This window comes from Pseudomonas sp. TUM25319 (assembly GCF_056388475.1).
In genome coordinates, this window is record NZ_CM150751.1 from 1,242,409 (window position 1) to 1,261,855 (window position 19,447).

8 protein-coding genes are annotated in these 19,447 nt (G+C 66.5%); 4 read left to right on the forward strand and 4 right to left on the reverse strand.

Features of this window, described 5'->3' with window-relative positions:
• Positions 1–23: 23 nt before the first annotated feature.
• The gene (locus AC05QJ_RS05800) at positions 24–11,330 is read right to left on the reverse strand and encodes a VCBS domain-containing protein (RefSeq protein WP_476746015.1); all 11,307 of its coding nucleotides are present in this window, start codon (positions 11,328–11,330) and stop codon (positions 24–26) included.
• Between the two features lie 354 nt (positions 11,331–11,684).
• Between AC05QJ_RS05800 and AC05QJ_RS05805 the strand changes: the two genes are divergently transcribed.
• The 3 genes from AC05QJ_RS05805 (at position 11,685) to AC05QJ_RS05815 (ending at position 15,664) form a co-directional block, all read left to right on the forward strand.
• Complete coding sequence (locus AC05QJ_RS05805; RefSeq protein WP_476746016.1) at positions 11,685–12,185, forward strand: sigma-70 family RNA polymerase sigma factor; 501 nt, start codon at positions 11,685–11,687, stop codon at positions 12,183–12,185.
• 4 nt (positions 12,186–12,189) lie between these two features.
• Positions 12,190–13,128, forward strand: coding sequence for a FecR domain-containing protein (locus AC05QJ_RS05810; RefSeq protein WP_476746017.1), 939 nt, complete (start codon positions 12,190–12,192; stop codon positions 13,126–13,128).
• 103 nt (positions 13,129–13,231) lie between these two features.
• A complete protein-coding gene (locus AC05QJ_RS05815; protein ID WP_476746018.1) occupies positions 13,232–15,664 on the forward strand; it encodes a TonB-dependent siderophore receptor in 2,433 nt (810 codons plus the stop codon).
• 338 nt (positions 15,665–16,002) lie between these two features.
• On the opposite strand, the gene AC05QJ_RS05820 is transcribed toward AC05QJ_RS05815, so the two are convergent.
• The 3 genes from AC05QJ_RS05820 to AC05QJ_RS05830 form a co-directional block, all read right to left on the reverse strand.
• Complete coding sequence (locus AC05QJ_RS05820; protein WP_476746019.1) at positions 16,003–16,311, reverse strand: hypothetical protein; 309 nt, start codon at positions 16,309–16,311, stop codon at positions 16,003–16,005.
• A 471-nt stretch (positions 16,312–16,782) separates the two neighbouring features.
• The gene (locus tag AC05QJ_RS05825) at positions 16,783–17,091 is read right to left on the reverse strand and encodes a hypothetical protein (protein ID WP_476746019.1); all 309 of its coding nucleotides are present in this window, start codon (positions 17,089–17,091) and stop codon (positions 16,783–16,785) included.
• 656 nt (positions 17,092–17,747) lie between these two features.
• The gene (locus AC05QJ_RS05830; RefSeq protein WP_476746020.1) at positions 17,748–18,638 is read right to left on the reverse strand and encodes a DMT family transporter; all 891 of its coding nucleotides are present in this window, start codon (positions 18,636–18,638) and stop codon (positions 17,748–17,750) included.
• Between the two features lie 266 nt (positions 18,639–18,904).
• Here AC05QJ_RS05830 and AC05QJ_RS05835 point away from each other — a divergent pair, with 266 nt between their 5' ends.
• Positions 18,905–19,393 (forward strand): GNAT family N-acetyltransferase, encoded by a 489-nt coding sequence (locus AC05QJ_RS05835; RefSeq protein WP_476746021.1) that lies wholly within the window; start codon positions 18,905–18,907, stop codon positions 19,391–19,393.
• The last annotated feature ends 54 nt before the right edge of the window (positions 19,394–19,447 follow it).

Consider the following 19,447-nt stretch of genomic DNA (forward strand, 5'->3'; position numbering starts at 1 on the left):
GGCCGCAGTGTCTGGGTAGCGGGTCATGCGCGACCTCCCTTGTGCAGCCGCTCGGCGGCATGGCGCAACTGGGCGCTGAAGCCCCGGGCAGGACGCGGTTTTTCGGGTTCGACATGGGACGGGTTGTGCACCATGTCACGCGGGTCGGTGGCGAACAGCGACGGGTCGGCCAGCAGGCCGTCGGCGTTGAGTTCGGTGCGACCTTCGCGGCCCAGAATCCAGGCGAGGTCCTGGTCGCTGGCCGTGCGGCTGTCGCGTACCGATTGCGACACGAACTGCCCCGGCGTCAGGCCCAGCCCGGCGCCGATCGATTCGCTCTGCATCGTCATCACACTGGCCAGGCGCATGCGGTTGCCGTCGGTGCTCCATTCGGAGACTTTCTGCAGGTCGGCATCGCGTTCCACCACCGGGGTGATGAAGATCGCCGGGGTGCGGTCGAACAGCGGCAGCGCCGGCCCTTGCGGCGGTTGCTGGTAGGGGAAGTTATCCACACCCGGCGCGGGAATGAACGGCGAGGCGATATCCAGGGTGATGACCAGCTCGGCCTGGTCGGTGGCGCCGGCCAGGTCCTGCACGGTGTAGGTGAACACGTCCTGCAGCACCCGGCCCAGGCCCGCGGCGGCCAGCACCTCGGGGTTGCTCAGGTCGATGCTGTAGGTGTAGCTGCCGTCGGCATTGAGGATCAGTGTGCCGTACTGGCCCCTGATCGGCTGGCCGATCACGCCGCTGCTGCCGGTGCCGTTCTCGGCGCCGCTGCGTACGCCAGAGACCACCAGAGCATCGCCGCCGTCCACGTCGCTGTCGTTGGGCAGGACGTTGCCGCTGGTCTGTGGCGCCGGGGTCTGGTCGCTGGCGACGTTGGCGTCGTTGCGTGCCACCGGGGCGTCGTTGGCGCCCTGGATGACGATGGTCAGGCGCGCATCGGCAGTGGCGCCGGCGGTGTCGCGCAGGGTGTAGGCGAAGGTTTCGCGCAGGGTTTCGCCGGCGGTGCGCAGGGCCTGGACCAGCGGGTTGCCGTTGTCGACGGTGTAGGTGTAGCGGCCGTCGGCGTTGAGCAGCAGTTGGCCGTAGCGGCCGATCAGCACTTGCCCGGCGCTCGCCGACTGGCCGCCTTCGTTGCGCACGCTGACGACCTGTTTGGTCTCGCCGTTGGCCACGCTGTCGACGTCGCTGTCGTTGTCCAGCACGTTGCCGGTGGCATCGCTGCCCGGCGTGCCGTTGTCGACGCCACCGGCTTCGACGGCGGTACCGCTGTCGTCGCGGGCCACCGGGGTGTCGTTGCGCCCGTCGATGGTGATGCGCAGTTCGGCCTGGCTGGTGTCGTCCCAGCGGTCGGCCAGGGTGTAGCTGAACACGTCGGTCAGGGTCTGGCCGCTGACCCGCAGGGCCTGCACTTCAGGGAGGCTGTTGTCGAGGGTGTAGACCCAGGTGCCGTCGGCGTTGATCAGCAGGTCGCCGTACTGCCCGCGCAGCACGGTGCCCAGGCTGCCGACGGTGCCGCTCTCGCCCAGTGCGCCGGTACGGATGCCAATGACGTGCAGGGGATCGGATTCCGGGTCGGTGTCGTTGGCCAGCACGTTGCCGCTCGGGTTGAGGCCTGGTGTGCCGTTGTTGACCCCGCCGGCCTCGATGGCGGTGGCGTTGTCGTTGACCCCGGTGGGTGCGTCGTTGCGGCCGCGGATGATGATGTGGATTTCCGCCTGGTCGGTAAGTCCGCCACGGTCGGTCACCTGATAGGTGAAGCGTTCGTTGAGGAAGTCCACCGGGCCGAGGGCGCGCACCGTCGGGTTGTCCGAGTCGAGGATGTAGGTGTAGCTACCGTCGGAGCCGATGATCAGTTGCCCGTAGAGGCCGTCGACCAGGGTGCCGTTGCTGCTGTCGGTGCCGGCGTTGACCCCGCTCAGGGTGCCGCCGGCAGCCTCGGTGCCGAAGCGGATACCGGTGATGGTCAGCACGTCGCCCTGGTCGACGTCGCTGTCGTTGTCCAGTGCGTTGCGGGTTGGATTGACGCCGTTGTTGCCGCCGTTGTCGGCCACTGCCACGGCCACATCGTCGCGGGCCACCGGCGCATCCCAGGCACCGTCGATGCGGATGCTCAATTGCGCCACATCGGTGGCGCCAGCGGTATCGCGCATGCGGTAGGTGAAGGTTTCCACCAGGCTGTCGCCGGCCTTGAGCGCCTGCACCGCCGCCAGGTCGTTGTTGATGACGTAGCTGTAGCTGCCGTTGGCGTTGAGCGTCAGGGTGCCGTACAGGCCGGTGAGGCTCTGTGCACCGCCGAGGCTGATGAAGGTGCCGCCGGCCGCCTCGGTGCCAGTGCGGATGTCGGTGACGGTCTTGCTGTCGTTGGCATCCACGTCGCGGTCGTTGCTCAGCACGTTGCCGGTCGGGTTGACGCCCGGCGTGCCGTTGAAGGTGCCACCGGCTTCGACGGCGACGGCGGTGTCGTCCACCGCCAGCGGGTTGTCGTTGGCGCCACGGATGACCACGGTGAGGGTGGCCGAACTGGTGGCGCCGGCCAGGTCGCGGATCTGGTAGGTGAAGACTTCGCGCAGGATCTCGGCATTGGTGCGCAGCGACTGCACCAGCGGGTTGTCATTGTCGACCACGTAGCTGTAGTTGCCGTTGGCATCCAGGGTCAGGGTGCCGTAGAGGCCTTTGAACGGCGTGCCGACGCTGCCGATGATGCCGCTCTGGCGCACGCCGGTGACCTGCAGCACGTCGTTGGCATCGACGTCGATATCGTTGGTCAGCACGTTGCCGCTGGGGTTGGTGCCGGCGGTGCCGTTGTTGAGGCCACCGGCCTCGACGGCGATGGCGGTGTCGTTCTGCGCCACCGGGGTGTCGTTGCGGCCGAGGATGTTGATGGCCAGGGTGGCGCGGTCTTCGGCGCCGGCGGCGTCGATCACGGTGTAGCTGAAGTCGTCGCGCAGGGTGTCGCCGTCGCGCATCGCCTGGACGGCGGCCATGGTGTTGTCCAGGCGGTAGCTGTAGCTGCCGTCGGCGTGCAGCCTCAGCCAGCCGTAGGTGCCGCGCAGTTCCTGGCCGAGGGTGCCGGCAGTGCCGGTGCCGGTCTCGCTGCCGGTGCGCACCGAGGACACGGCGCGGGTTTCGCCGTAGTCGTAGTGAGGCAGGTCGCCGGGTATTTCGCCGCCGTCCACATCGGTGTCGTTGTCCAGCACGTTGCCGGTCGGGTCGACACCGGCGATGCCGTTGTTCAGGCCGCCGGCCTCGATGGCAGTGTTGCTGTCATCGTTGGCCACCGGCGCGTCGTTGCGTCCGCTGATGAGCACGATGATTTCGCCGGCGTCGATCTGTGGTGGCGAGCCGTCGTCGGCCTGGGTGTAGGTGAAGCGCTCCAGCAGCAGGTCGCTGGCCACCCGCAGTGCCTGCACGTCGGGGTGAGTGTTGTTGAGCACGTAGGTGTAGGTGCCGTCGGGATGGATGGTCAGGCTGCCGTAGCTGCCGAACACCTGGGTACCGCCCGGCGCCACGCCGATGGCCATGCCCGGCTCGTTGATCCCGCCCGACTTGATCAGCACCACGCTGATGGGGTCGCCTTCCGGGTCGTGGGTCACGAGCGTGACATCGCCGGAAGGGTTCAGGCCCGGTGTCTGGTTGTCCACACCGCCGGCCTCGACGGCGACGACGATGGTGTTCTGCGCCACGGGCGGGTCGTTGACGCCGTAGACGGTGATCACCAACTGCGCGGTATCGGTCAGGCCGGTGGTGTCCACCACGCGGTAGGTAAAGTACTCGGTGACGGTCTGCCCGGCCGCCAGTGCCTGCACGGTGGGGTTGTTGCTGTCGACGTCATAGGCGTAGGAGCCGTCGGCGCCGAGGATCAGCCGGCCATACAGGCCGGTGACCACCACGCCGCCGACCAGGCTGCTGCCTGGTGGTACGGTGATCAGCACATCGCTCTGCGGGTCGTAGGCGGCCTCGGGCTTGTTGATGACGCCATTGACCTGCAGGCGGGTGTTGGGCCGGTCGTTCTGGTCGACGTCGCTGTCCACGCCGTTGCCGCCAGGCTGGTCGATGCTGCCGGGGCGGCTGGGGAACCAGATCACGTTGCCGGCCGGGTTGCTTTCGGCGGCATTGCCATTGGAGCTGGCGGCCTGGGCCCGGGCGTAGTCGTCGCTGGCCACCGGGTTGTCGTTGGCACCCTGGATGACGATGCGCAGTTGCGCCACGTCGTCGAGGCCGCCGGCGTCGGTGACGCGGTAGCTGAACACTTCGCTCAGTTGCTGGCCGGCGCTGAGGCGCTGCACGTTGACGTTGTCGTTATTGACCACGTAGCGGTAAGTGCCGTCGGGGTTGATGGTCAGGGTGCCGTAGAGGCCGGCGATGCTGGTGGCGCCACCGACCGTGGTGAAGGCGCCGGGGTTGACTTCCGGGGCGTGGCGAATGCCGGTGACGGTCTTGGTCTCGCCGTTGGCGACGCTGTCGACGTCGGTGTCGTTGTCCAGCACGTTGCCGGTGGCGTCGCTGCCCGGCGTGCCGTTGAACACGCCACCGGCTTCGACGGCGATGCCTTCGTCGTCCACCGCTACCGGGGTGTCGTTGGCGCCCTGGAGGGTCACGGTGAGGGTGGCGCCGTCGGTGGCGCCGGCCAGGTCGCTGACCACGTAGTCGAAGCGGTCGGTGAGGGTTTGCCCGGCCAGGCGCAGGGCCTGTACCGCCGGGTTGTTGTTGTCCACCCGGTACTGGTAAGAGCCGTTGCTGCCGACGATCAGGTTGCCGTACTGGCCTGTGATCACCACCACGCCGATGTCCGGCAGGGTGGTCGCCGTGCCATTGGCCGGGCCGACGGCGATCACCCGCAGGCGGTCGGCGTTGGTGGCGATATCGACATCGATGTCGTTGGTCAGCAGGTTGCCCCGGGGGTCGACGCCGTCGATGCCGTTGAAGGTGCCACCGGCTTCCACCGCGGTGACGCTGTCATCCACGGCAATCGGCGCGTCGTTCACCGGGGCGAGGATGATCTGCAGGCTGTCGGTGTCGGTGAGGGCGTCGGCCGGTGTGCCGGGGATGCCGTCGCCGTTGGCGTCGCCCCAGTTGCCGCGGTCGTTGCTGACCACGGTGAGGGTGTCGCTGCCGTTGAAGTTGGCGTTGCCCAGGTAGTGCAGGCTGGCGAGCACGCTGTTGAGGTCGGCGAGGTTGCCGGTGAGGGTCAGGCTGGCGCTGTTGGCGCCGGTCACGGTCACGCTCGGCAGGCTGCTGGCCACCGACAGGGTGCCATGCAGCACGCTCAGGGTGACGCTGATGGCGCGCCCGGCAACGTCCGGATTGCGGTTGGCATCGACGTCGGCAACGCTGATGCCGGCGATCGCCAGGGGCACGTCTTCAAGGCCGTTCTGGGTACCGGGCAGGCTGTTGACCGGGGCGTCGTTCTGCTCGACATAGCCGGCGTCGGCGCGCTGGCTGTCGGCATCGCCCAGGCTGATGACGATCTGGCCGAGGGCGCCGCCATCGCTGTCGATGCGCACCCGCAGGTCGCCCAGCGGCTGTGGATAACTGACCACGCCGGTGGGCGCGTCGATGCGGTAGATACCCAGCGGTAGCACGCCGAAGTGGTAGCGGCCGTTGGCATCGGTGACCGTGGTGAATTGCAGGTTGTCGGCCGTGGTGCCGAGGTTGCCGTCCAGCCCGGCCCAGGTCAGGGTCACGGTCTGCCCGGCCAGGCCCGGGCCGTCGGGGGCGGTGCTGGTGGTGGCCGAGGCGGTGTCGTCCCACAGGGTGCCGCTGATGATGCCCAGGCCGGCGCGGTCGCGCAGGATGTACTGGTTCGGGCCGACGCCGCTGCCGGTGCGCTCGCCGGTGACCGTGCCGTCGACACCCACCGCCGAGCCGCCCCAGCCGGTGAAGCTTTCCGGCAGGCTGGTCCAGGTCAGGGTGGCATCGCTGCTGGCGGTGACCGCCGCGTTGGTCAGGGTGACCTGGTACTGCACGCTGACCTTGTCGCCGACATTGAGCTGGGTGAAATCGACGCTGATGCCGCCACTGTTGCTGAAGCTCACGCCCGCCGGCAGGTTGCCGGGACCATAGCTGACGCCGTTGATGCTCAGGCTGAACAGGCGGTAATCGGTGGCGCCGGCGAAGCTGTCGCGCAGTTGTGCATCGTAGGCCGGCAGGCCGCCGCTCTGGGTGAAGCTGATCTGTACCGTGGCGGTGCCGGTACTGCCGCCGGGGTTGGGGTCGAAGTTGACGATCTGCTTGTCGAAATCGGTGAAGTACGGCTCGACGATGCGTTCCATCACGGTATCGCTGACCGCCCGGGTGATGCCGTTGACGTGCTCGCTGGCCTGCACGCCGAGGGCCACGCCGACGGCGTTGCTGGCCTGGTTGGCGACCCGTACGTTGAATTCCAGCACCACGCCTTCGAGGTCTTCGTCGAAGCCGTTGCCGTTGACCACGTTGCCGAGGTTGAAGGTCACCACCTGGCTGCCGTCGGCGTTGGTCACCACGCTGACCCGGGTCGGGTCGAGCACGCCCTGGGGCGAGAGGCCGGTGAGACCCGGGGTGATCGGCAGGGCTTCTGGGCTGTGTTCGTTGCCGTCGACATCGAGCGTGCCGCCGACGATCAGGCGGGCATCGCTGCTCAGCCCGCCGTTAGACACGAAGGCAATGCGCAGGGCATTGCTCAGGGCATCCGGGCTGATGAACTGCAGGCCGTTGGCCAGGGTCACCTGCACCGAGTAATTGGGGTTGTTGCCCTCGGGCACCATCACCACCACGCGGTAGCGGATCACCTCGCCGATGGTCACCGACTCCAGCGGTGCGGTGGTGGGCGAGGGCGCCGGGGTGTCGGACAACCCGCCCACGCGGGAAATCTGGATGGCCTGGGCCACGGGAATGGTCAGCAGCGACAGGTTGCGGTAGTCGTTGAGCAGGCCGCTGTTGAGCTGGCCGTCGACGCCGGTACGTTCGCCGCTATCGCTGCCGTTGAGGCTGGTCCACTGCACCTGGGCGAGGTTGCTGAACGAGGCTTGCGAGGCCGCCGTGGCGTTGACCACGCCGCTCAGGTTGAGGACGATGCTGCCGCCCTTGGCGATATCGATATTGGCGCCGCTGGCGGTGCGCAACTGGCCGTTGACGATCTCGAAATCCACACCGCCGTTGTTGGTGGCGCCGTTCTGGTAGAGCACGCCGGTGAGGGTGACGTTGTTCAACTGGCTGGGCAGGTTGTCCAGCAGGCTGATGTCGAAGGCGTCGAAATCGGTGCTGCCGCTGCCGTTGCGCAGGGTAATGGTGAAGCTCACCACGTCGCCCTGGTCGTAGCCGCCCTGGCCTGCGCTGGAGGTCAGCACCTGGCTGATCTGGAGCGTCGGCTCACGAAGGGTCACGGTGGGCTGGCCGCCGCTGAGGGCGACGGTGCGATCCTGGGCGGTGTTGCCGTTGGGCGTGTTGCCGTCGGGGTCGCTGAAGAACAGTTGCGCGCTGTTTTGCAGCGACTTGTTGGCCTGGTTACCGATGACGTTGCTGGCCACCAGCTGCACGCGGATCACGAAGCTGTTGTTGTCGGTGCGGTTGTCGGCGGTGGCGCCGGCGGCGCTGAAGGTCCAGCGGGCGTCGGCGCCATCGGCACCGAGGGCTCCACCTTGGCCGCTGAAGCCGCTGACCGTGACACTGCCGGCAAAGTCCGCCGCCAGGGCGCCGCTGCCGGTACGGGTGGTGATGAGCTGGTAGCCCTGGCCGTTGTTGAAGCTGGTGTCCAGGCGCAGGCCGGGCGGGATCAGGTCTTCGATGCGCAGGGTCTGGGTGGTGCCTTCGGGCAGGGTGACGAGGATGTCGTAGCGCATGCTCTCGCCTACCACCAGATCGCTACCGGTGGTGTGGCTGGCGCTGGAGTCGCCGTTGTCGAGGCTGCCGTCGGCGAAGGTCTTGCTGATCACCGGTGCGGCGATCTGCTGGTCGGCCACGTCGCTGAGGTCCACCGGGGTGAAGTCGCTGCCGTTGTTGACGCTGGCGTAGTTGCTCAGGGTCGCGCTGCTTTGCAGGCTGCGGCCAGCGGCGATGCTGTCGCTGACCACCACGTCGTAGCTGATCACCACCAGGTTGGCGCCGCTGGCATCGGCGGCGGTGCCGTTGCGCCCGGCCAGCAGGGTGGCCTGGCCGCCGGCGTCGAGGAAGGTGATCTGCTGGCCGGAGACGCTGTAGTCCACGCCGGCCACCAGCGCCGTGCCGTCGCCGCGGTAGATCTGCAGGTTGGCCGCCGCCAGGCTGCCGCCGACGAAGCTCAGGCCGGTGGGCAGGGTGATGCTGGTGGTGACGTCCCAGGCACCGCCGCCGCCGCTGTTCTCGATGGCGGTGGCCAGGCGCAGGCGGTCGCCGCCGTCGATGCCGCTGACGTTGCCGTCCACCGCGGCGAGGTCGGTGACGCTACCGTTGAATGGCCGGCCGCTGCTGCCCGGCGCGTTCCAGCTGCCGGTGGTGTTGGTCACGCTGCCATTGGACGACGACACCACACCGTGCTTGATCGCCAGCACCGGTTCGGCGATGGAGGCGATCACCGCCACGTCGGAAGAAATCAGGGTGCGGTCGGTGAGGGTGGTCTGCTGGCTGGACTGGGCCAGTACGTCCAGCGAGCGCTGGTCGGCGAACGGCTGGTCGCCCACGGTCAGGGTGAAGCGCACGACGATGCGGCTGCCGGTGGTATCGGCGGTCACGTGGCTGCCGAAGTCGAAGACGATGGAATTGCCGATGCCGCTGGTGACGCTGACCACGTTGCCGGCATTGGTGTTGCCGGCGCCGATCTGCCATTGCCCGGCGCTGTCGCCGACGCTCCAGTTGACCCCGGACACGTTGAACAGGGGCAGCGGCAGATAGGCGGTGAGCTTGAACTGCTCGTAGTCGCCGGTGACCAGGTCGTAGCTCATCTCGAAGGTGACTTCATCGCCCGGACGCAGCTCGCCGTTGGCCGGCGGCGTGCCGTTGTTCACCTCCACCAGCTCGATGTCCACGACGTTGGTGGGGATCATGCTGGTGGTGCGGGAATCGTCGCTCTGGCTCTGCCCGGTGAGGTTGAAGATGTCGTGCAGCAGGGTGCCTTCGACGATGGCGCTGTTGCCCAGTTCGTCGCCTTCGTTGATCTCGTTGTGCGGCGTACCGGCCGGTGGCGTATAGGCCTGGCCGACCACGGCGGCGTAGCTGATCAGCGCCAGTACCGCGCCTTGCTGGACGTCGTCGAAGGCCAGGTCGCCGTTGAGCCAGCCGCGCAGGTTGGCGAAGGCATTGCGCATCGACTGGGCAACGTCGAAGGCCATCGAGGTGCTGCCGTCGGCGTTGACCACTGTGGTGGTGACCAGTGCGATGGTGCGCTGGACGCCTTCGAGGGTAACGGTGAGGGTCGGCGTACCGACCAGGGTCTGGCCGTCGCTGAGCTGGTCGCGCACGATCAACTGACCGTCGCTGAAGAAGTCCTTGCCGAAGGCGAAGTAGTCCGAGACCGCCAGGTTCAGGTCGTAGCGCAGGGTGTCGCCGGGGCTGATGCCGGTCTGGCCGATGTCGGTCTGCAGGTTGACCTGCTTGAGCAGGGTGATGGACTTGGCGATGAAATCGGTGGGCCGCCCGGTGCCGGTGAAGTCGATGACGTCGCCCGGCGTGGTCACGTCGCGCGGGTCGAGCGGCACCCATTCGCCGGCGGCGGTGGGCGCGCCGACGGTGATGGTGCGCGGCGCGCCGGTGACCGGGTCGAGGACCTGGGCGCCGTTGGCGTCGGTCTCGGGGACGTAGAAATTGACCACCGTGTCGGTGGCGGCAGCGAGGCTGTCGTACTCGACGCTGAAGCTGCTGATGAAGATGTCGTCGGCGGCGATCAGCGCGGCGATGGCGGTGGGGTCGGTGACCACGGTGCCGTCGTGCAGGGTGATGGAGGTCAGGCGCCCGCCGGCACCGGGGGTGATGGCGGTGACCTGGACGTTGTCCGGCAGTGGCTGGGTGACCACTACATGGGTCAGGGTCTGGCCCGGCGCCGGGGTCACGGTGACGGTCAGGGTGCGGCCGTAGTTGGGGCCGGTGGCGGTCTCGCCCTCGGGGGTGGTGAGGGTCTGGTCGAGGGTGATGACCGTCGGGTGCACGACGAAGGCCGACGAGCCGCTGCCGATCAGGCTCGGGTCGTTGATCGGGTTGTCCAGGGCGTCGTTGCCGAACTGGAAGCCGCCGCTGGCGCGGATGGTCAGGTCGGGGCTGCCGTTGGAGAAGGCGGTGTCGGCCAGGTTGCTCAGGCTGGCGGTGATCTGCACCGGTATCACCGGCTGGTTGGTGGAGACGCTGGCGAATGGCAGTTCCACCACCACCAGCTGGTCGCCGGCGCGCAGGCCGAAGCTGGCGGCGCTGATGCGCAGGGCGGTGCCGGTGGCGTCCTTGGCCAGCGGGTGGCTGGCGTTGCCGGAGGCGTCGAAGATGACCACGTGGGTGACGAGGTTCTGCCCCAGGTAGTTGGCCGAAATGAATTTGACGCCGTCGTCGCCGTCCTTGCCGGTGCTGGGCATGAACAGGTTGATGAAGGGGGCGTAGCCTTCCTGGCTGGAACTGTTGGTGAAGTTCACGGTGAAGGTGAAGGTGTCGCCCAGCAGCACGTCGCTGCCGGCGCTGGGCAGGCTGACGGTGGGCGCGGCGTCGGCCAGCAGGCCGTCGAAGCTGGCGATGGCGCCGGCGCTGAGGGCGATGCTCTTGTCAATCAGGCCGACCCGGGTTTCCAGGGTCCAGTCGCCGCCGGCGGCGCTGCTGCCGGTGTCGTTGCTGGAGGCGGCGACATCGGCGCCGGTCCAGCGCGCCAGTTCGCTGACCAGGGTCTTGCCGGCTTCGCCGGCGCCGACGCTGCAGCCGTAGAGCTGGATATCGGCACCGGCGCCGAGGTGATCGCTCCACTGCTGGAGGGTCTGGCCGAGCTGGCCGATGTTGTCGGCGCTGACCGTGCGGTTGCCCAGGGTGAACTGCCCGGCGGCGCCGTGGGACAGCACCTGGATCGAGTCCACCTGGCCGAGTTGGGCCAGTGCGGCGGAGATGGCCGCCAGTCCGTCTTCGCCCGTGTTGACCACGATGGCTGTGACATTGCCCGGCAACTGGGTCAGCAGTTGCTCGCGGTTCTCGATGCGGCTATCCAGCACCAATAAGCTGCGCGCTGCCGAGGGGGCGGCTTCGCTGGCCGGGCGTGGTTCGGTCTGGGTGGCGTGGGGATTGGCGTCGTCGGGCTGAGCCGGATCGCTGTGCTGGGCATCGGCCGCGGCTACCGCGGCGGCACCGTCGAACAGGATCCTCGGCTCCAGGGCCAGGGCATGACGTTGCGGACGAAAATGCGGCGACGGAGAGCGAGAAGAACCTGGCATGGCGGCGGTCTCAAAAAAGCGTGGTAATACATTCCGTTGTAAACACAGCCCACTCTGGACCCCGTGAGACTAGAAGTATTTCCGTGGATTTCAAATGACCTGGCGCACGAATCTGGTGCGGTTGAGAACCGCTGCTCAATTTGGCTTTGAGGCCCGTGGGACGGGCTTTTGAACGAACGAGTGAGTTAGGGAAGGCGTGAGTTGGAAGGAGACTTTTTGTCTCGTTTCTGCTGCGACTGGAGCCCCATTGCCCGGCATATCCCACAGGGTGTTGATCCTCTTGCACTCGCCTCTTGTTATCCCACGGCCTTTGCGCCAACAATGTAGAGAATCATTCTCATATCCGCGATTCCCATGTCCGCTCTCGATTCTTCTTCCCTGCATCAGCTCTACCAGACGCACAACGGCTGGCTGAAAACCTGGCTGCGCACGCGCCTGGGCAACGCCGCCGATGCGGCGGACCTCGCCCAGGACACTTTCGTGCGGGTGCTGGCTGCACGCAATGTCGAGGCCATCCGCGAGCCGCGCACCTACCTCAGTTCCATCGCCCGTGCCCTGATGATCGACCGTTTCCGGCGCCAGGCGGTGGAGCAGGCCTACCTCGATGCCCTGGCGCTGCGCCCCGAGGCGGTGGATATCTCGCCGGAGACGCGATTGTTGATCATCGAGACGCTCACGGCCGTAGACGCCATGCTCGACGGCCTGGGCGACCGCACCCGTTCGATCTTCCTCGCGGTGCAACTGGAAGGCCTGAGCTATGTGGCGGCCGGCGAGCGCTTTGGCGTGTCGGTGACCACGGTGAAGAAGCACATGATCCGCGCCATCACCAACTGCCTGCTGCTGGCCCAGGGCTGAACGGATGCTCGATCGCAACGTGCTGGAAGCCGCCGCCACCTGGTACGTGCAACTGAGCGCGGCCCCCGGCAATGAACGCCAGCGCGCTGCCTGGCAGGCCTGGCTGGCCAGCGATGCACGCCACGCCGAAGCCTGGACCCAGGTGGAGAAACTACAACGCCAGTTTGCCGTGCTGTCGCCGGAGGTGGCGCTGTCGGCGCTGGCCGGCGTGCGGGCGCGGCGGCGGGCGGTGGGCAAGGTGCTCGGCATTCTGCTGGCCGCCGGGGCGACGGGGGCTGCGGTGTTCACGGTCGAGCCGCTGTCGTCGCGCATGGCTCAGTACCGCACCGGCAAGGGCGAGCGCCAGCGCCTGCAACTGGCTGACGGGACGCAACTGGCGCTGAACACCGGCAGTGCGGCGGATGTGCTGTTCACTCCCGAGCTGCGCGAGATCCGCCTGTACCGCGGCGAAGTGCTGCTGGAAACCGCTGCCGATCCCGCACGCCGGCCGTTGGTGGTGCACACCCCCGAAGGCAGTGTGCGGGCCCTCGGCACTCGCTTCAGCGTGTTCAGCGAGGGCGGTCGCAGCCAGGTGCGGGTGTTCGAGCACGCGGTGGAACTGCGCCCGTCTGCGGCACCGTCCAGGGTGCTGCTCCTGGACGCTGGCCAGCAATCGGCCTTCGATCGCCGCCACCTCGACCCGGTCAGCGCCGTGCCGGTCGCCAGCGACGCCTGGACCAACGGCATGCTCATGGCCCTGGACTGGCGCCTGGGCGACCTGTTGCGGGAACTGGGGCGCTACCGTCCTGGCTATCTGAGTTGCGACGATTCGGTTGCCGGGCTGCGGGTCACCGGCTCGTTCCGTATCGACGATACCGACACGGTGCTTGCCAACCTCGCCGGTGCGCTGCCCATTCGCGTGCGCTACCTGACCCGCTACTGGGTGCGTATCGACGCGGCGTGAAAAAACCTTCGCCAAGGGGTTGCCGATTTTCATTCTCATGCGGCCAAGCAATGAAGCGGCGACAACTGCCGCATTTTTGCCACGCCAACCGAAGGAAAACCGCATGTCCCGTCTTACGCTGAAAGCGGCGAGCCCCCTGGCTCGCGCCGTCCACCTGGCCTTGCTGGGCTTTGTCGCAGGTCCCTGCGTGATGCTGCCGGCAGTCGCCGTGGCGCAGCAGCAGGTGGCCCGCTTCGACATCGCGCCGGGCCCGCTGGGCAGTGCGCTGGGGCAGTTCGCCAACCGCGCCGGCGTGACCCTGTCGTTCGCCAGCGAGCAGACCGATGGCCTGACCTCGCCTGGCCTGCGGGGCGAATACACTGTGGACGAAGGGTTGGCGCGCCTGCTCGAAGGCAGCGGCCTGCAAGTGCGCCGCGAAAGCAACGGCGGCTACCTGCTGGTGCCGGCCACGGCGGCGGGCAGCAGCGCGCTGGAGCTCACCGCCCTGAGCATTTCCGGCAAGGCGCCGGGCGCCACCACCGAGGGCTCTGGCTCCTACACCACCGAATCGTCCAGCAGCTCGACGCGGCTGAACCTGTCGCTCAAGGAAACCCCGCAGTCGATCACCGTACTGACCCGCCAGCGCATGGAAGACCAGAAGCTCGACAACCTCACCGACGCCCTCGACGCCACCACCGGCATCACGGTCGTACGCGAGAGCCTGGGCGCCGACAGCACCACGTACCTGTCCCGCGGCTTCGCCATCCGCAACTTCGAGATCGACGGCGTGCCGACCTCGGCGAACATGGACAACTACACCCAGAACACCGCCATGTACGACCGCTTCGAAGTGGTCCGGGGCGCTACCGGCCTGATCAGCGGCCTGGGCAACCCGTCGGCGACCATCAACCTGATCCGCAAGCGTCCCACCAGCGATCCGCAGGTGCTGCTCTCGGCCGAAGCCGGCAGTTGGGACCGCTACGGCCTGAGTGTGGACGTGGGCGGCGCGTTGAACGACGCGGGTAATGTCCGTGGCCGCTTCGTCGCCGACCACAAGGACCAGCATGCCTGGATCGACCGCTTCAGCCAGGAGCTGTCCACTGTCTATGGCATCACCGAATTCGACCTCAGCGACTCGACCCTGCTGACCGCCGGCTTCAGCCATCAGGTGACCCACAGCAACGCACCCATGCGCACCGGTTTTCCGCTGTTCACCAGTGACGGTGGCATGACCGACTTCAGCCGTTCGTTCAACAGCTCGCCGAGCTGGAGCTACTACGATCGCCAGCAGAGCACCCTGTTCACCTCGCTGGAACACCACTTCGACAATGGCTGGAGTGGCAAGATCGAGTACAGCCACGCCCGCAACGACTACGACACTGTGGCCACCTACCTTTCGGGAGACGTCGAGCCGGACGGCAGTGGCGTGGATCTGATGCCGACGCGCTGGGAGGCCGCGCCGACCCAGGACAACCTCGACGCCTACGCCACCGGCTCGTTCTCGCTGCTGGGCCGCGAGCACGAGCTGATCACCGGCGTCACCCTGTCGCGCCTCGAAGAGCGCGGTACCGCCAACTACGGTGGCTGGCTGCGGGCCAGTTCCGGCTATGCCGGCAGCATCGACAACATCTACACCTGGGATGGCAACTCGCCCAAGCCAACGTTCACCAAACAGGGCGCCAGCGACATGACCGAGACCCAGTACGCGGCCTACCTGACCTCGCGCTGGCACCTCACCGACGCCGCCAGCCTGATCCTCGGCGCACGGGTGGTGGACTGGAACCGCGAGAACAAGAGCTGGCTGTACAGCACGGGCGCGACGACCAGGACCGAGCGCACCGAGACCGGTATCGTCATTCCCTATGCCGGCCTGGTCTACGACCTGGACGACACCTGGACCGCGTACGCCAGCTACACCCAGATCTTCAACCCGCAGAACGCCAACATCCGCGACGTCAGCGGCTCCCCGCTCGATCCGCTGGAAGGCACCGGTTATGAACTGGGCCTGAAGGCCGACTTCTTCGACAGCCGCCTGAACGCCAGCCTGGCGCTGTTCCGCGTCGAGCAGGACAACCTTGCCGTGGCCGATGGCAGCAACCTTCAGCCCAGCGGCTTCCAGGCGTACAAGGCCATCAGCGGCACCAGCAGCGAGGGTGTGGAACTGGAGGTCAACGGCGAACTGGCCGAGGGCTGGCAGATTACGGGTGGTTATTCCTACAGCGTCAGCTTCAACGACGAGGATGAGCGCATCGTCACCGAGATCCCGCGCAACAGCGCCAAGGTTTTCACCACCTACCGCCTGCCGGGCGAGCTGGACAAATGGACCGTGGGCGGTGGTGTGAACTGGCAGAGCGAAGCGGGTTACGCCCTGAGCTACGCCACCACCCAGAGCAGCTACGCCGTGACCAACCTCATGGCCCGCTACCAGATCACCCCGGCGCTGTCGGCGACGGTCAACGTCAACAACCTGTTCGACAAGGAATACCTGACCACCACGGCGGCGGGCTTGTATGGCGCGCCGCGCAATGTGATGGGGACGTTGCGGTATGCGTATTGAGTGATGTCTGGCCCCGCTTGGCTGTGGGGCGGGCGAGGGTTTTGTGGTGTCAGTGCCGGCCTCATCGCCGGCAAGGCCGGCTCCCACAAGTATTGGGGCTGGCCTTGATGGTGCGGTTGGCTCGGACCCTGTGGGAGCAACTGTCTTGCTCAAAATCTGAAGGGTTGCACATCCCTCGTGGGAGCGGCTTCAGCCGCGAACGGCGGCGCAGCCGTCGTAAAGCCTGAGTCCCTCATCCACCTGACCCAGCCGGGGCACAGGTTTTGTGGCCGCTTCGCGCCCATTCGCGGCTAAAGCCCCACAAGGTTCGATCAGGCAACTGCGCCGGCCGCCGTGATCTATCGGCCGGCGTCCCTCCGCGTCACCACCTGCTGCACCGACTCCAGCACCGCCTGGGCCGCTTCCAGCATGAACTGGGTATTCCAGATCAGCGGCTCGACATTGCGGTCGGCTTCTTCACAGGCGTGGTAATTGGACTCGGTCGCCGAGCGCAGCAGCCTCGACACCTGTTGCAGGCCATTTTCGATATCAGCATGGGGCCAGGCCACCATCTGCGGGATCTTCATATCGACGCAGGCGTCAGCGGGAGGCGGCTTGGTGGATTCGTAGAGGAACAGAATGGGAGGATCTGGAACGATCTTTTTCATGGCATCTATCTCGCAAGTGGAGCCGCCACGAGTTGCTGTCAAACAAACGGGTGGCAGCTGTACGCGGGTTGACAGACCGGAGCGAGACAACCCGGCGCGCACGAATGCGCCCCACGCACAGCCGCCATTGAGAGGTGGCACTGAGGGATGAATCGCTAGTCGGCCTGTCACAACCGGTCGCTGGGAATCAACGACGGGGGCAAGCCTAGGCAGCGTTTCCACAGTGCGCAACGGCAGATAAGGCGCGGAAGTATGCTTGGGAAATTGCCTACGAAAAAGTCGGAAATTGCGCGCTTTTCGCTGCTTTAAGCACCACCGCCTGGAGGAAAAGGCGTTGCTACCAGATGGAGGACTTTGTTGAGCCAGTTCCCACAAGGTGTTGAGCTGCGCGTTCGTGTTAAGGTGCGGTTGGCTCGGACCCTGTGGGAGCTGGCCTTGCCAGCGATGAGGCCGGTTCGGACCCGTGGAGATCTACCGGCCGGCGTCCCTCCGCGTCACCACCTGCTGCACCGACTCCAGCACCGCCTGGGCCGCTTCCAGCATGAACTGGGTATTCCAGATCAGCGGCTCGACATTGCGGTCGGCTTCTTCACAGGCGTGGTAATTGGACTCGGTCGCCGAGCGCAGCAGCCTCGACACCTGTTGCAGGCCATTTTCGATATCAGCATGGGGCCAGGCCACCATCTGCGGGATCTTCATATCGACACAGGCGTCGGCGGGGGGCGGCTTGGTGGATTCGTAGAGGAACAGAATGGGAGGATCTGGAACGATCTTTTTCATGGCATCTACCTTGCTGTTGGAGCCGCCACGAATTCGCTGTCAAACAAATGGGTGGCAGCTGTACGCGGGTTGACAGACCGAGGCAAGGTATCCCGGCGCGCACGAATGCGCCCCACGCACAGCCGCCATGAAAAATGGCACTGGGTGAAACCTTGCACGGCCTGTCACAACCGGTCGCTGGGAATCAACGACGGGGGCAAGCCTAGGCAGCGTTTCCACAGTGCGCAACGGCAGATAGGGCGCGGAAGTATGCTTGGGAAATTGCCTACGAAAAAGTCGGAAATTACAGGGCTTTTGTTGCTTGATGCATCACCCTCCTAGCCTTTTTCAAAGTCGTTGTGTACTCGTTCCAGCGCTTGAAAGATCCCGCTCTCCGCCTGTATCGGGATGCCTCCTTCCTGTAGCACTACTTTCCAATTGGCCAGCGCATGCAGCGTCTGATCAATGTATTCATCCGGCTTGAGGTATTTGAAGTCAGTGCACAGCTTTCTGATTATTGCGCGAGTGGATTTTCCCCGGCCCGCGACCTTCGGCCCTGAACAGTTCACCAACGGGGCTCCGTCCTTGGAAACCCTGAGCGATTTGATAGGGGTGAACCTTGCGAAGCCAGCCCGCCCAACACCGCCCAATGGGATAGCTGCCATAACCCAGATGCATTAATTCTCGCGCCTTTTCCCAGCACTCAGCGCCAGCCCCACCCCACCCAGCACCACCACCGAAGCCCCCATCAGCCTCAGCGAAACCGGCTCGCTCAACAGCAGCACCCCGCCCAGCGCGGCGATCACCGGCACGCTCAACTGCAGAGTCGCGGCCTGTTGGGCGTTGATCTGTTTGAGGACGCCGTACCACACCGCATAGCCGGCGCCCGAGGCCAGGATGCCGGAACCGAGGGCATAGAACAGGCCGGCCGCGCCGATCCGCAGATGCCCGGCGAGCACCGCCGCGAGTGCCGGGATCAGCAGCAGCGGCAGGGCGCGGATGAAGTTGCCGGCGGTGTCGTTGACCGGGTGGGTCGAGCCCTTGCCGATCAGCGAATAGGCGCCCCAGGCAATGCCCGACACCACCATGAGCAACGCGCTGACCGGCGCGGGGGCATTGGCGCCCGGCAGGAGCAAGGCAACCAGCCCGGCAAAGGCGATCAGCATGCCCAGTAACACCCGTGGCGCGATGCCGTCGCCGCGCAGCCAGGAGACGGCGAACATGGTGATCTGCACCGCGCCGAACAGGATCAGCGCCCCCACGCCGGCGCCCAGTTGCACGTAGGCGATGGAGAACAGCCAGGCATAGAGAAACAGGGCCAGCGCGCCTTTCCAGCTGCCACCCAGGGCTGTGCCGGGCTGGTGCAGTCTGACCAGCAGGCAAAGGAATGCCGCACCGCTGAGCAGGCGCACGGCGGTGAAGCTGTGCGGGTCGATGGCGTCGCTGACCAGGGCCAGGCGACAGAAGACCGAGTTGGCGGCAAAGGCCAGCAAAGCGAAGACGGCAGGGCCGATCCAGTGGGCAGGGGCGGGCAGGGCTGCAGCGTCCGTTGTCTTGTTGTTATTCATGTGAACGGTCCGGTTCTGTTGCATCTGATGCATGGAATGTCTTGTTTCCAGGCGTGTAGTGCAATTGATACCGGGCAAACACGCTGGCCACAACGACATTTTTCTTCGCCAGCTGCGCAGTGTCTCGACGGCCAGTGCTTTGGTCGCATGGGTGTGGGAGCGCGCGAACAGCCGCGAATCTGTATGGCAGGCGGGGCCGGGATCTGTGTCTAACGCGCCAGCGTCGGATGCGCGACGATCCGGCACTCCGACCAAGGTATGAGACGATGAACGACATTCCCGCAGGTTCCGACTTTCCTGGCTTCGAGGTGCGCCCGCTGGAGCCGGGCGACCGCGAGATGATCTGCCGTCACCGCGAAGCGATGTTTCTCGAAGCCGGTGGCGATGCGCAGAACCTGCGGCAGATGACCGAGCACTTTCGGCCCTGGCTGGCGCCACGCCTGGCGGACGGGCGCTATTACGGGTTCGTGGTGCTGGCGCACGCTGCTCCAGCGGCCGCGATCGGCTTGATGAGCATCGAGTGGCCGCCGCATCCGGCGCATCCGCACAGCGATCAGCGTGGCTATGTCCTCAACGTCTACGTCGAGCCGGAGTATCGGCGGCGGGGGCTGGCGTCGAAGCTGATGAAGCTTGGCGAAGCGGAGTTCGCGCGGCGCGGCCTGGGGTTCGCGATATTGCATGCCACGGAAGTGGGACGGCCGGTGTACCAGGCGTTGGGCTGGGCGGGGACTGCCGAGATGGCGAAGGCGTTGTGAGGTGGGCCGCGTTGCGGCCCTTCGCGGCGTGCTGGCGGGGCCGGCGCCATTCGG